The organism is Azospirillum sp. Marseille-Q6669, from assembly GCF_965111635.1.
Genome location: NZ_CBCOOP010000004.1, coordinates 530,264 through 544,390, shown reverse-complemented (window position 1 = coordinate 544,390; position 14,127 = coordinate 530,264). Strand labels below are relative to the sequence as shown.

6 protein-coding genes are annotated in these 14,127 nt (G+C 68.2%); 4 read left to right on the top strand and 2 right to left on the bottom strand.

Annotation, left to right across the window (positions count from 1 at the left end):
- The first annotated feature begins 233 nt into the window (after positions 1-233).
- The 4 genes from ACWPXE_RS23895 to ACWPXE_RS23880 all read left to right on the top strand — a co-directional run bounded on the left by ACWPXE_RS23895 (position 234) and on the right by ACWPXE_RS23880 (position 12,203).
- A complete protein-coding gene (locus tag ACWPXE_RS23895) occupies positions 234-776 on the top strand; it encodes a hypothetical protein (protein ID WP_454019814.1) in 543 nt (180 codons plus the stop codon).
- A gap of 17 nt (positions 777-793) precedes the next feature.
- Complete coding sequence (locus ACWPXE_RS23890; RefSeq protein ID WP_454019813.1) at positions 794-1,786, top strand: hypothetical protein; 993 nt, start codon at positions 794-796, stop codon at positions 1,784-1,786.
- A gap of 149 nt (positions 1,787-1,935) precedes the next feature.
- Positions 1,936-6,825 (top strand): RHS repeat-associated core domain-containing protein, encoded by a 4,890-nt coding sequence (locus ACWPXE_RS23885; protein ID WP_454019812.1) that lies wholly within the window; start codon positions 1,936-1,938, stop codon positions 6,823-6,825.
- A gap of 8 nt (positions 6,826-6,833) precedes the next feature.
- Entirely contained in the window at positions 6,834-12,203 is a 5,370-nt protein-coding gene (locus tag ACWPXE_RS23880) for a beta-ketoacyl synthase N-terminal-like domain-containing protein (protein ID WP_454019811.1), read from the top strand.
- Between the two features lie 498 nt (positions 12,204-12,701).
- Here the strand turns inward: ACWPXE_RS23880 and ACWPXE_RS23875 are convergent, their stop codons facing one another.
- Both ACWPXE_RS23875 and ACWPXE_RS23870 read right to left on the bottom strand, forming a co-directional pair.
- On the bottom strand, positions 12,702-13,301 hold the full coding sequence (locus tag ACWPXE_RS23875) for a hypothetical protein (RefSeq protein ID WP_454019810.1): 600 nt from the start codon (positions 13,299-13,301) through the stop codon (positions 12,702-12,704).
- Positions 13,298-13,930 carry a nucleotide-binding protein gene (locus tag ACWPXE_RS23870; protein ID WP_454019809.1) on the bottom strand — a complete coding sequence of 211 codons (633 nt, stop codon included), beginning with the start codon at positions 13,928-13,930 and terminating at the stop codon, positions 13,298-13,300. The genes ACWPXE_RS23875 and ACWPXE_RS23870 overlap by 4 nt, the downstream gene beginning before the upstream one ends.
- Positions 13,931-14,127: the final 197 nt, after the last annotated feature.

Below are 14,127 nucleotides of genomic sequence, written 5' to 3'. Positions count from 1 at the left end.
CGCCAAGCGTGGATAGTCCAATGGTGCGCTGCGGCATCCGATGCGCAGGGAATGCTGTTGTATTCATAAGTTTCAACAAAGACATCGAAGAAATAAAAAAGAATCCTAGCAGGAAAGATTCCGCCTTTTCGCGGATAATTATCAAAGTTATGCTCATCTTTGGAAACGTCAAGACATCGAATACATTTGTAATACTGCGTAGAACACTAACAATCACACGATGGAGAGGCGCGATGATCATACTGCGATCGGGAGTGGTCGACTCCCTGTTCCGGAATGCGGCGGGACCGGGGTGGATCGGTGGAGTGCATTGCCTGCAGCGGAATGTGGAGTGCGTTCCCTGCAAGATCGGCAACGACCGCTATCTGATACGCTTCAACATCCCGTACTTCCTGACGCAGCACGAGCCCTACGAGAGCATCCTGCTCGAAACCCGGGACGGGGGCGTGTTCATTCCCAAATTGGAGCATCGCTACATCGACATAATCAGTGCCGATGGCGCGTTGACTCAGAATCTGTGCAGCGTCAAGGATCTTTCGTCCATCCCCAATCCCGGCGAATTCATTAAAACTCTGCAAAATGCGGTGGTTTTGTATTACAGAAATTACCCAACTGCTAACCAGTTCTTTTTCATGTTCAGTCATGAGGCGAAGGAAATACTTCTGAAGACGGTTACCAGCATTTCGGAGGGATTGTCGGGGAAATTCCGCATCGAACCCCACACCGATCTCAAGGAGCCGCTGTACGGTTTCTCGATCACGTCCGATGCCCTCTGATAAGAAGGATTCGTTTCATGAAGACGTATTCGATCAAGTATTTCACCATCACCGTCATCGGGGCCAACGAGGGCTACACGGACCAGATCTACGCGAATGGCAACCAGCAGTGCTCGGTGGCAATCAATGTGCAGAAACAGGTCTACGATGACTCGACCGGAAGCTACACCACCGTGCCGCTGTCGCAGAGCGAGAAGAACAGCATCACCGTGTGCATGTACTCCTCGGACATCAATGCCCCCCTCCCCTCGGGCTGGTCGTGCGACACGAACAAGAATCAATATGATTCGGGACTGCGGGGGCAGGGTTACTCGGCCTCGCTCCGCTCGCTGAACGATGGGGAAGCGTCCAGTCGGACGCAGACCTGGGATTCGATCACGCGCTACATCCGCTGCGGCACGTCGGTCACGCCGCTGCAGAACTATCAGTTCATGGCTCGCATCACGCTCGACAACGGCAAGACCTATACGACGCACTACGATGACGGCAATGTGAGCTTCGAGTCCAAGATCACCATTTGCCCGCAGCGTCCTTATGCCATTCGCGTCAGCGAACTGGCCGCGCGCCGCGACGATCCTTACAATTACGAATATGCGAAGGGAAAGTACGTCGACGTGGACGTCTATTACTGGACGCTTCCGAACAATCTCAAAATCATGTCCGACTATTTTAGCGGACAGGGCTATGCCACGCCCAAGCTGGTGTGGGCGTATGCCAAGAACGACAGCAATTTCTTCATGGGGATGGCGATGCACCACGATGTGACGTCGCTGACGCTGGGCGACATCGGGCATCTGCCGTCCAACGTCGATCCGGCAACCAACATCAACATCAGCGTCGGTGCCAACATGATGCGGGGGGTTCGCTACCTGCGCACCGACACCTCCAGCGGGCTCTACGACAATCTCTTGCACTGGAGCATCACCGACAATCTCGGCTGCGTCAGCCGCTTCGTGCTCAAAAGCAATCCGAGCGATTCGGGCAACACCCTGCTCCTTGAGCAGGCCTGAGACGAGCTGAGCGGACGCCTTTCCCGGCGATCCTTCAGCCGCCGCATCCGGGAAACACGCCGGCGACCGGGCGTGGTTGGTGGACCGCGCCAACCACCTCCCCGCATCCGACCTTTCCCGATCCGCGCCCAATCAGCGAGGGGGACGACATGAGCAACGACGTCTATTCCAACGCGTTCAATTTCCAGTCCAATCAGAGCGGAAAGGTCGATCTGCGGACGGGGCAATACAGTGCCCGGATCCATTTGACGACGTTGCGTCCGGAAGGCGGGGGCGGAGACGGGAAAGGCGGCGAGGCCAAGCGCGAGGTCGCGTTGACCTTCTCCATGATGAAGGCGGGCAATGACGGTTACGGGATCGGCTGGTCCCTTGGAATCAGCGAGTTCGACCTGAAGACCTCGCAACTCCGGCTCGCTACCGGGGAACGGTTCCAGGGCGACCCGCTGCCTCCGCCGGGAAACCTCCTGAGTTTCCGGGACAAGAAGCTGAGAAACATCGAGGTGAGGCGAAGCGATGCCGATACGCTCCTTATCCTCAGCAGCGAGGGAACGACGGAGACGCTGACCCGTCCGGTTGCTGGCGGCCCTTACAAGACGACGGGGCTGAGTTTCGCCAACGGTGAGAGGTTCGTCTTCGAATACACGTCCGGGGGATGGCTGTCGCGGATACGGAACGCCACCACGGGAACCGAATTCCTCAGCCTGTCCTACGGCGGCGGCGGCCCCTCCCGCGCCCGGTCCGTCGCTTCGGCTGGCCGGGTGGCGGAAATCGCCTTCACGGTCGTCAACAACCTGATCCAGCGGGTGACCGTTCCCTACGACAACACCGGCGGCACCGCCAATCCCGGCGCCCAGGCGGTGTTCGTCTACCAATATCTCCGCTTCGCCGCCGGGTATTACGGAATCACCCGTATCGACAACCCGATGGGGGGCAGCGAGACGATCGCCTACCAGGAGCGGGGACACTCCTATTACAACGGAGCCTATCTGCCCTTCGTGACGCGCTGGGAACGCATTCCGGCGGCCGGGCAGCCGAGTTCGGTGCGGCGCTACGCCTACAGTCCCACCACCAACTTCACCGGCTATCCCTATTCCGGGGGCTTCACCGCCGGCACCGACAACCTGTACCGCGTCTCCGGCACCTACGAATACTGGTCGGAGGAGAGCGTCGTCGATTCCAACGCCGGCAACGCGGTGATGTCCAGCACGCGCACCGCGTTCAACAAGTTCCACCTCACGACTTCGACCGTGGTCCGGCAGGGGGAGGCGACGACCACGACGGCCATGCTTTACAACGACGTTCCGGGAAAGCCGTTTTCCGAGCAGCCCGCCAACCTTCAGCTGGTCCGGGAGACGACGGTGACCTACGCCACCGCGTCGTCTGGAGCGCGGAGCGAAAAGACCAGGATAGAAACCGACGAGTTCGGGAACGACCTGAGCCGGCTGGAACCGACGGGGATCATGACGCAGTGGGACTATTACCCGGTCGGTGGCGAGTCCGGCCGCTGCCCGGCGGACCCGCTGGGGCTGTTCGTGCGGTTCCGCAAGCGGGAGCGCATCGTCCCCGCCGGCAGCGGGTCGGTCCGGCAGACCGATTTCCAATATCTGCAGTTCCCCCGCTTCGGCAACGGCTATCTCGTCCTGCCGCGGACCAGCACGACCAGCGCCGACGTCACAACCACCGCCACCTACCTTGACGATCCGTCCAAGCCGACGCTCCACGGCCGGATCCGGACGCAGGACGTGGCGATCGGCGGTCGCACCACCACCTGCCAGTACGCCTATCAGGCCGGCTCGGCGGACGTCACGGAGACCTGCACCACCATCGGCCATGACGGAACCCGCAGCGACACCGTTCACCGCTATTGCCCGGCGGTCGACCTGACCCTCGAAGTCCGCAAATCCGACGGGGTGGCGATCCGCTACGACTACGACGTCATGGGCCGCGTGACGGCGGAGACCGCGGCCCCCGGCACGGCGAGCGCGGCGGCCCGGCATTACGAGTATTCCTATGCCGCACAGGGCGTCCAAGCCCGGGTGACGGTCACGGATGCCGGCGGCAACCGGTTCGTCAGCCGGTTCGACGGCCTCGGCCGCAAGGTGTCCGCCGCCCAGCTCGTCGGCGGAACCACGGAGCGTCGGATGCGCGCGACGGTCTACGACCGCTTCGAACGCAAGGCGTCGGACACGGTGTTCGACCAGGTCGACGGCACGGAACTCACCCTGGTCACCAGCTACGCCTACGACGACTGGAACCAAGTGGCGCGGACGACGAACCCCGACGGCAGCGTTTCGCTGTCGCGGCGCGACCCGGTCGGGAACACGCTGACCACGGGGGTCCAGGGGCTCAACACCACCGTCAACAGCTACAACGCCTTCAACCAGGTGGCCTCCGTCACCCAGGTCGGGCGTTCCGGCAGCCGCCTGCAGACGCTGACCCGGCGTTACGACGGCTTCGGCCGCTGCGTCGGGGTGACCGACGTCGACGGCCATGTCACCGAATACGACTACGACGCGTTCGACCGCGTCAGCGTTACGCGCGCCCGACCGGCGGACGGCACCGCCGCCCGCACCACGACGGTGACCTACGCTCCGCACACCAGCGCGGAGCTGGTGGCGTCGATGGCGGTCAACGGCATCACGCTGGGCAGCCGCGCCTACGACGGGCTGGGACGCCTGCTGTCGGAAAGCCGGGCGGGGATGGCGGCGTCGACCTTCGCGTATGACGGCGGCGCCACGCGGCCGTCCCGCAAGGTGACGCCGGCGAACGTCACCCTCACCTACCGCTACGACGCCGCCATCGACGCCGTGACCGCGGTCAGCCGCCAGCAGCAGTCCGTCAACGATTTCCAGTACGATCCGGTCAGCGGCCAGCCGCTGCGCGCCCACAACGCCGCCGCGACGCGGAGCTACGGCTATGACGGCCAGGGTTACCCGACGACGGAAACGGTGACGCTCGGCGGCGCGTCCTCCGTGTGCCGCTACACCCACTCGCCGGCCGGCCGCCTGCTCCGGACCGAGGCCCCGTCCGGTGACATCGAGGTCCGCCGCTACGATTCGGCCGGCCGCGTGCGCGAGATCGTCAACGGCTCCGCCACCATCCAGCAGACCTACGACGCCTTCGGCCGGCTGGCCGGCAATCAGGTGACCCAGGACGGGACGACCATCGCCACGACGGTGGAGTACGACGATTTCGGCCGGGAGCAGACCCGGACCTTCCGTCTGGGCGGTGCTGTCCTGTCGAGCGTGCAGCGCGGCTACCACCCCAACGGCACCCTGGCGAACCGGACGACGCGGGACGGCGCCAACGCGATCCTCAGCCAGGAGACCTTCGCCTACGACGCCTATTCCCGTCTGCTCGTCTATGGCTGCTCCGGCAGCCGTTTCCCCAGCGACAGCCTGGGCCGGGAGATCGCGCAGCAGAGCTTCCGGCTCGACGCGCTCGACAACATCACCTCGGTGGTGACCCGCTTCCGCGACGGCACGGTCAACACCAGCACCCGCGTCTACAACCCCGCGATCCCGAGCCAACTGCAACGGATCGACGACAGCCTGCCGGCGGCGCAGCGGGTTCTCAAATACGACGCCAACGGCAACCTGATCGATGACGGGGCCGGGCGGACCTTCGCCTACGACGACTTCAACCATCTGACGGACTGCTCGCGGTCGGGCTCCTATCTCTACGACGCCGAAGGCCGGCTGATCCGCCAGGCGATTCCCGACGCGCAGCCGCTCGACCTGCATTACGCCAGCGGCAGCCTCGCCGAGGAGAGCCAGGGAACGGCGTCGGTGCGGTACCGGCGCGACAAGGAGGCGGTCCGCGGCCGGACCCGGCGCACGTCCGGCGGGAGCCCGGCCGAAAGCGAGCTGTACGCCGTCGACCCGTCCGGCTCCGTCGCCGCCGCCGTCGAGGCGGGCGACCGGGTTCTTGGCCGGATGTACACGCCCTACGGCGAATCGGGTCAGCCGGGCGTCAACCCGGCGACCCCGCTGATCGAACGCCAGCGCATCGCCTTCAACGGCGAGCGGTTCGACGCGATGGCCAACCTCTACCACCTCGGCCACGGGCGGCGCGCCTACAGCCCGGAGCTGATGATGTTCCTCACCCCCGATCCGCTGGCGCCGTTCTCCGGCGGCGGATTCAGCTGCTACGCCTACTGCAAGGGCGACCCCATCAACCGCGCCGATCCCTCCGGGCTGTTGAGCAGCCTGTGGAATCTCATCATCTCGGTCGCCGCGCTGGTGGCCGCGATTGTCATCGCCGTCGTCGCCGTGGCGGCGGCCGTTCCGACGGGCGGTGCATCCCTCTTCTCCATGGCGGGCGCCTTCGCCCTGTTCAACGCGGCCGGCGCCATCACCGGCCTCGCCGGCGCCACCCTCGGCGTCGCCAGCGCCGCCATGACCGTGGACGACGAGAGGACCGGCCAGCACCGGGAAGGGACGATCCGCACGCTGGGGATCATCTCGACCATCCTGGGAGCGGCGGCGATGGTGATGTCGGTGGGGGCGGGAGTCTGGAAGGGGCTGTTGACCTCGCAGAAATTCTCGCCCTACCTGACCCGTGGCGCCCGTTTCTTCTCCCGGCCGGCCGCCGGCGACTACGCGCCGCTGGTGCGGTTCAGCTCGACCGCGGGGGACGTCGTTCAGATCGGTCCGATGTCGGGCGGTCAGCTCCTTGGGCGCAGCGCGCTGTCCGGAATGGGCCAACTCCTCGGCTACGACAAGGCGGCCATCCTGGCGGTGACCGGGTTCGCCAATTTCGGCCTGGGGGCGACGACGCTGGCGCTCGGCATCGTCGACATCGTCGGGGCCGGCAGCGGCGCGGACACCGGCGGCGCCAATGGCAACGGCCAGCGCGAAACGCCGCTGGACAACGGGAGCACGCCATCGTCGGCGTCGGCGCAGCCCTACCAGCCGGTCACCGGCCGGTACGAGGACACGATCACCCGGAACGGCTCGTTCAACACCGAGTTCCGCAAGCAGGCGGAGGAGATCCGCGGACCCTTCAGCCGCCAGCTCTACTACGGCCGCCAGGGATGATCGCGCCGATGACGACGGCCGGGCGTGTCGCCATCCTCGGGATGGCGGGCTTCTTTCCCGGCGGGGCCGCCTTCCCCGACACCCTGTGGGAGGCGCTGCTCGCCGGTCGCGACCTGATCGAGGAGGTGCCGCCGGAACGTTGGCGGGTGAACTCCTTCCACCGGCCGACTCCCTCCGGGGAGCCGGCGGGCCGCGATTTCGTCCATCCCAGCCGGTGGGGCGGCTTCCTGCGTGGCATCGACCGGTTCGACGCGGCCTTCTTCGGCATCGCCCCCCGCGAGGCCGAGGCGATGGACCCGGCCCAGAGGCTTCTGCTGAAGGCGACGTGGCGGTGCTGGGAGGACGCGGGCCTCGCCGCCGCCGACTGGCGGGAGCGGCCGGTCGGCGTCTTCGTCGGCGGCTTCACCCAGGATTATCAGCTCCTTCAGCTGGGCGACCCCGAGGACCCGCCGGTTTCGCCGCACACCGCGACCGGCGTGATGCAGACGCTGCTGTCCAATCGGATCTCCCATTGCTTCCACTTCACCGGCCCGAGCATGACCATCGACACGGCCTGCTCGTCGTCCCTGGTGGCGCTGCATCTGGCGGTTGAAAGCCTGCGCCGCAGCGAATGCGAGCTTGCCCTGGTGGGGGCGGCCCAACTGCAGCTGGCCCCCCACTACACCGCGATCGAGGGAAGGGCCGGGCTCCTGTCGCCGTCCGGACGCTGCCGCGCCTTCGACCATCGGGCCGACGGCTATGTCCGGGCGGAGTCCGTCGCGATGGTTCTCCTGTCCTCGCTCGACATGGCGGTGCGGCGCGGCTGGCGACGGCGGGCGGAGGTGGTGAGCACCGCGGTCAACCACAACGGGCCGGTGACGGGGGTGACGCTGCCCGACCCGGCGGCGCAGATACGGCTGGTGACGGCCGCGCTGGAGCAGGGCGGGCTGTCGCCCGACGCGGTCGGGTACGTCGAGGCCCACGGCACCGGCACGCGTGCGGGCGACCGGGCCGAGGCCGGCGCCCTGGCGGGCGTGTTCGGCGGCCGGCGCTCCGGCCCGTTGTGGATCGGGTCCGTCAAGGCGAACATGGGGCACGCGGAGGCGGCGGCGGGAATGGCCGGCCTGTTCAAGACGGTCCTCAGCCTCTCGCACCGGCGGATCCCGCCCCACCTGCATTGGCAGCGGGACCCGGACGGGCTCGACCTTGCGGGGTCGGGGCTGCGGCTGCCGTTGCGGCCGGAACCCTGGCCGGAGCACGCCCCGTTCGCCGGGGTGAGCGCCTTCGGCTTCGGTGGAACCAACGCCCACGCCATCGTGACGGCCCCCTCCTCCCCCTCCCCGCCGGCCCGAAAAAGCCAGTCCAAGACCCGGCCGAGCGCCGCCGCCGCCGCGGACGGGCTGGTCGTCCGGCTGTCGGGGCCGACGCGCGCTCATCTGCCCTTGCAGGTCGAAGCCCTCCGGACCTTCCTCGACACCACGGCCGGGGGCGCAGCCGGAAAGGGTGACGGCGATAAGGCCGTCCCGGAAAATGACGAGGCCGTGGCGGCGCTGTCGGCCGCGACCCTGCATCGGCGGTCGCCCTTCACCCATCACCTCCACCTGATGGCGTCGGACCGCACGGATCTGCGCGCGAAGTGCGAGGCCTATCTCGCGGCTCCCGAAACGCCGGACTGGGTGCAGGGGGAGGAGGTCGCGGGCCACCGGCTGGTCTGGATCTTCGCCGGCATGGGCCCGCAATGGCGGGGCATGGGGGCGGATCTGGCCGATGCCTTTCCCGTCTACCGCGATACGCTGCGCGCGTGCGACGAACGCTACGCCGCGCTGTCGGGAATCTCCCTGCTCGCCGACAGCGCGACGGCGGACGCGCACGGAGCCGGGCTGGCGCCCGTGCCGGCCCAGCCGCTGACGCTGTTCCTGCAGATCGCCCTGGCCCGTCTTCTGGAATCCCGCGGCGTGCGGGCCGACGCGGCGGTCGGCCACAGCGTCGGCGAGATCGCTGCCTTCCACGCCGCCGGGGCGATCGACCTTGCCACCGCGGTCGCCATCGTCCATCACCGCAGCCGGCTGCAGAACCGCCTGGACGGCACCGGCGGAATGCTGGCCCTGCGGGCGGCGGTGGGCGAGGCGGAAGCCCTCGTCGCCGGGCATCCCGGCATCGCGCTGGCGGCGGTGAACGGTCCGTCATCGGTGACGCTCAGCGGTTCGCGCGCGGCCTTGGCTGCCCTGGCCCTCACGCTGAAGAGACGGCGCGTCCCCCACCGCGCCCTGGCGGTGGGCGTCGCCTATCACAGCGCGGCGATGGACGGCCTTGAGGAGGAGTTCCGCGCGGCACTGGCGCCCTTCTCCTTCCGGATCCCGGACCGCGCGCTCTGGTCGACGGTGACCGGCCGCCCCGTCGACGAGGCGGTGATCGGCGGTGATTTCCCCGGCTACTGGTGGCGCAACCTTCGCGACACCGTCCTCTTCGCCCCGGCCGTGGCCGGGATCGGCGCCGCGGGGCCGGCGGTGTGCCAGGAGATCAGCGCGCATCCGACGCTGCTGGCGACGGTGACGGAGACGATCGGTGCCCCGGTCGTCGCCACTCTGCACCGGGGACGGCGGGACCGGGACGCCTTCGTCGAGAGCCTGGCGCGCTGGGCGACGCTGGGGGGGCGGCCCGACTGGTCCGCGCTCCTGCCGGCGCCGTCAGCCGGCGCCGTCGCGACGCTGCCCCCCTATGCCTGGCGGGAGCAGCCCTACTGGAGCGAGGCGGCCGGCATGCGGGCCTTCCGGCTGCGCCGCGGGGACCATCCGTTCCTTGGTGCCCGGTGCTCGGCGCGGGACTGGGTCTGGGAAGCCGACATCGCGCCCGAGGCCGCCTGGGACTGGAAGGACCACAAGGTGCTGGGGCGGGCGCGCATGCCGGCCGCCCTGCTCATCGAGGCGATGGCCGCCGCAATGGTGGCCGTGCGGGGGACGGCGCCGGGTGGTGCGTCCATTCGCTTCGCCGACCTGCGGTTCCACAAGGGCGCGCTGGCCCGGTCCGGCGAGGCGAGGCTGCGGTTCACCTTCGACCCCGAGCGCGGCGACCTCCGCGTTGACGACCGGGACGACGGCGGGCGCCTTGCCGACGCGGTGGCGACGACCGCCCTGCCCTGCGCGTCCGGCCACGCCGTGCAACGGTTCGACGGCTGGTGCGGGGAGGAGGCCCGCGCGTGGTCCGGGGACCGCTACTACGACGCCCTCGTCGGGCTCGGGCACGATTACGGGCCAACCTACCGCTGCATCGAGACGATCTGCTTTGACGCCGCGCGGAGCGTCTCCCGGATCAACGCGGCCGCCGTCGCGGGGCTCGCTTTCCCGCCGGTGCTTCTCGACGGGCTGCTGCAGAGCCTCCTCTTCGTGGAACTGGCGGCGCGCTCGACCGACGGCCGGCGCGAGCCGGACCGTGTTCTCGGCGGCATCGCCGACGTCCGCCTGCATCACCCGATCACGGCCGCCGAACTGCCGCTCGCGGCGGCGACCCGGCTGGTGCGGCGCGACCATCGGGAAACCGTCGGCGACGCCGTGCTCACCGACGCGCGGGGGCGGGTGATCGTCGAACTGCGCGGGGTGACGCTGTCGCCGATCGAACCGCCATCGGCGTTCTCCGGTGGCCGCGGCCCGGCGGATGCCGTCCTGACCGCGGTCTGGCGGCCGCTTCCGGCCTCTGCCGCCGATCATAACGGCGAGGAGCGGCCCGGCGTGGAGCGGCCGAAGCTGTCGTGGCGCGTCCTGGCCGACGAGGGCGGCCTCGGCCAGCGGTTCGCCGATCACCTCGCCGCGCGGAGCGTCGCGGAGGTCCGCGTATGCCGCAGCGCCGAGGACGCGGCCGGCGGCGACCGGGTGGTGGATTTCCGTCCGCTCGATGTCGCCGGACCGCCGGACCGCGGCGACGGCGAACGGATCGGCCGGCTGATCGGCCAGCTTCGGGACAACTGCGCGCGCCTGCGGCGGCCGTCCCGGCTGTGGCTGGTGACGCGCGCCGCGTTCGCCGACGGCGATGCGGGGGAGCCGGTGGCGCGGTCCCTGTGGAGCGCCGGGCGCACGGTGGCGGAGGCGGAACGGATCGAGATGTTCGGCGGTCTCGTGGATCTTCCGGCGTCCTTGCCCCCGGACTGGTGCGCGCGGCTCCATGACCGGATGAGCGGAGCGGACTCCGGCGGCCAGTTCCGGCTGGACGGCGCGGGCGTCTGGTGGGAGCCGGGACTGGAGCCCTCCGGCGCGCGCGCCGCGGCGCGGCCGCCGGTGCTGCGCCGGGACGCCAGCTACCTCGTCACCGGCGCCTTCGGCGCCCTCGGCGGGCTGGTCACCGGGTATCTGGCCGATCACGGTGCGCGTACCGTCGTGCTGGTCGGCCGCCGGCCTCTGCCGCCCCGCGATGCCTGGGACGACGGGCACCCCGAGGATGTTCGTCGGCGGATCGGATGGGTCCGAAGCCTGGAGCAGCGTGGCATCCGGGTCGCCGTCATCGCCGCCGACATCGCCGAGCCGGCGTTCGCGCCGGCCGTGGTGGGCGCGCTGGCGGCGCAAGGCCTGCCGCCGCTGCGCGGAATCGTCCATGCGGCGGGGGCGATCGCCGACAAGGCGCTGACGGACACCGGTCCGGCGGACGTCGCCCGTGTCCTGGGACCCAAGGTGTCGGGCCTCCACAACCTTCTCGCCGCCTGCGACGGCGGTAGCCTGGATTTCCTGTTGCTCTACGGGTCCATCGCCAGCCTGCTGCCCGCCTACGGGCAGGCGGTCTACGCCGCGGCCAACGGTTATCTCGACGGCATGGCCGACTGGCTGTGCCGCCAGGGCGTGCCCGCACGCGCGCTGGGATGGGGGCCTTGGACCACCGGCATGGGAGAGGAGGCGTCACTCGCCGCCAGCTTCCGCGCCCGTGGGTTCTTCCCGCTCGCCCCCGCCGAGGGCCGGCAGCTTCTGGACATGGTCTGGTCATTGCCGGACCCGCAGCTCTGCCTGGTGGCCGCCGACTGGCCGGCGCTCGCCATGCGCCGGCCGCCCGGCCATTGGCTGGCCCGGGGCGGGGGGCCGGGGCCGGTCGCGGCGGCCGCGCCGCGCCACGACTTGGCGACCCTGGCGGACGCCGCCCGCACCGGCGGCTCCCCGGCCGCCCGTCGCGCGCTGGCGACGGACTATCTGCGGGCCTTGGCCTCGCGGGTCATGGGAATTTCCGTGGATGACCTGACGGGGGACAGCGTGCTGTCCTCGTCCGGCGCGGACTCGCTGATGGCGGTGGAGATCCAGATGCGGATCGCCGCGGACTGGTCGGTCGATCTGGGGGTCGCCGCCCTCCTCGGCCCCGTGCCGCTCAAGAGCCTTGCGGAGCAGCTGGGCGGTGCCGATCCACCCACGCCCGGCACGGGTCCGTGAACGGGCGTTCGGATCAGAACGCCGCGCGGAACAGCCCCTGGAAATCCTCACCGCTGCTGTGCCGCTGGCTCCAGCGGTTGCGGTCGGTCGTGTGGCTGCGCCGGGCCATTTCTTCCAGCCGGTCCTCGGTCATGCCGACATCCCGCAGGCGCGGTGGAATGCCGAGGTCGGCGCACAGCGCATTGCCCAGACTCGTGACCTGGAGTTTTCAGCCAGCACGGCGGTGGACTGGCTGTTCGATCGCTCGACCGGGAAGGGGAGGGCGTCGTAGGAGTGGCCACAGCATCCCGGCGGCGCCTGGCTGGTCGGCCATGCCGGCGGGATCGGCCCGGACAATGTGACCGAGGTTGCTGAGGAGGATCGCCGCCACTGGGCCGTACCGACTCGACATGGAAAGAGGGGTCCGGTCCGACGACGGGCTGGACCTGGATAAGGTCGAGGCGGTGTGTCGGGCTGTTTATCGCTGAAGTGATCTGCGCGGGGTAATGAAGGCGCCGATCAACCCAGCGCTTTCAACTCTGCTTCCACCCCGACCAACTCGGCCTTGATGGATTTCAGCTTCTCGCGCAGTTCGGCACGGCGTTCTTCCAAGATCGTTTTCCGATCCTTTGGCTCGGAAGAGAGGGAAGGGGACCGTAGTCGTTTGCGGAACTGCGCCAACTCGGCCTTTTTCACCGTCGGCCTGACAAGCCCCTCCTGCTTCGCCGCTTCAAGTTCATTGGGCTTGAGCGACGTCAGGAGGTATGCGGCTTCCGACTCCTTGGGAAGTTCGTCAGGAGCGACAGCCCCCTGGCGGAGTGCTGCGGCCACGGTCATGTAGCGGTTGGCGCTCTGGTAGCTCAGGTGGCGAAGGGCGCCGGCATCGATCCGTTCGGCCAGTACCTTCATGAACTGGCCATGCGGTACGGATTCCTTCCAGTCCAGAAGCAGGTCGCCCACCAGGACGAAGCGCTCCCGGCTTTCTTCGAGCAGCCGATTGATCGAGTCCTCAAAACTCTCGCCGGCTAGAGATTTGGTGGCGCCGGCCGGCTGAGTGGGTCGCCCCGCAATGGTTTCGGCTCGGCGGTCGAGCAGTTGCCCCTTCCTGACCAGCTTCACGATGCAATCCCCAGCCGCTTACGAAGATAAGCCCAAAGCGCGTCGACGTCGTCGGACGCCTTTGCCCCATCCACCTCAACCACACCGACGCCAATGTCGAAGGCTCTGTGGAACTCGTTGAGATCCGGCAGTTCGACCGGGCAGAGGTCGGCGCCGATGCGTGCCAGATCCCGTTTGGTCTCCGCATTGTCGAGGGCGCGCGGTTTCAGCCGGTTAAGCACGACCACAACGGGCTTACCTGTGGTGTGCAGGAACTCCAGCACCTTTGAGGTGGAGCGTCGGTCGTTGCTGGTGCCGCTGCTCGGAACGACGATAAGGTCGGCGGCTTCGATCAATCGCCTATAGGATTCGGGATAGGCCTCGACACCAGGCGGCGTGTCGATCACGAGAACGTCGACAGGCTCCGGGGGGGTAGGGGCCTCTTCAAGGTCGGCCAAGGGCTGGATGTAAACGGAGAGGGCGGGGGCCTGTTCCGGACGTGCCTCCCACCACTCAGCAAGCTGAGGCTGCGCATCGGTATCCAAGCCAGCGACAGTCAGGCCGGAGTTAGCGATTGCAGCCAGCAGGTTGGTTGCGACCGTGGTCTTTCCGGTCCCGCCTTTCCAGTTCGTGACGAGGATCGTCTTCACCACCACTCCTATCCCTGGCGGCGCTTTGGCGCCGGTCATTGTCGTATTCGAGCTTCAGGCTGGATGTCGCAGCGTGGCGGCGGAAATTGCCATGCCATGCGCGATGTCCAGCGACCTCCAAACCGGCAAAGGAGGGGAGGTCCTTAACCGGTTTGGCCAGCCACTCGACAGACCAATTGTCCGCCGTAAAGCGCGTA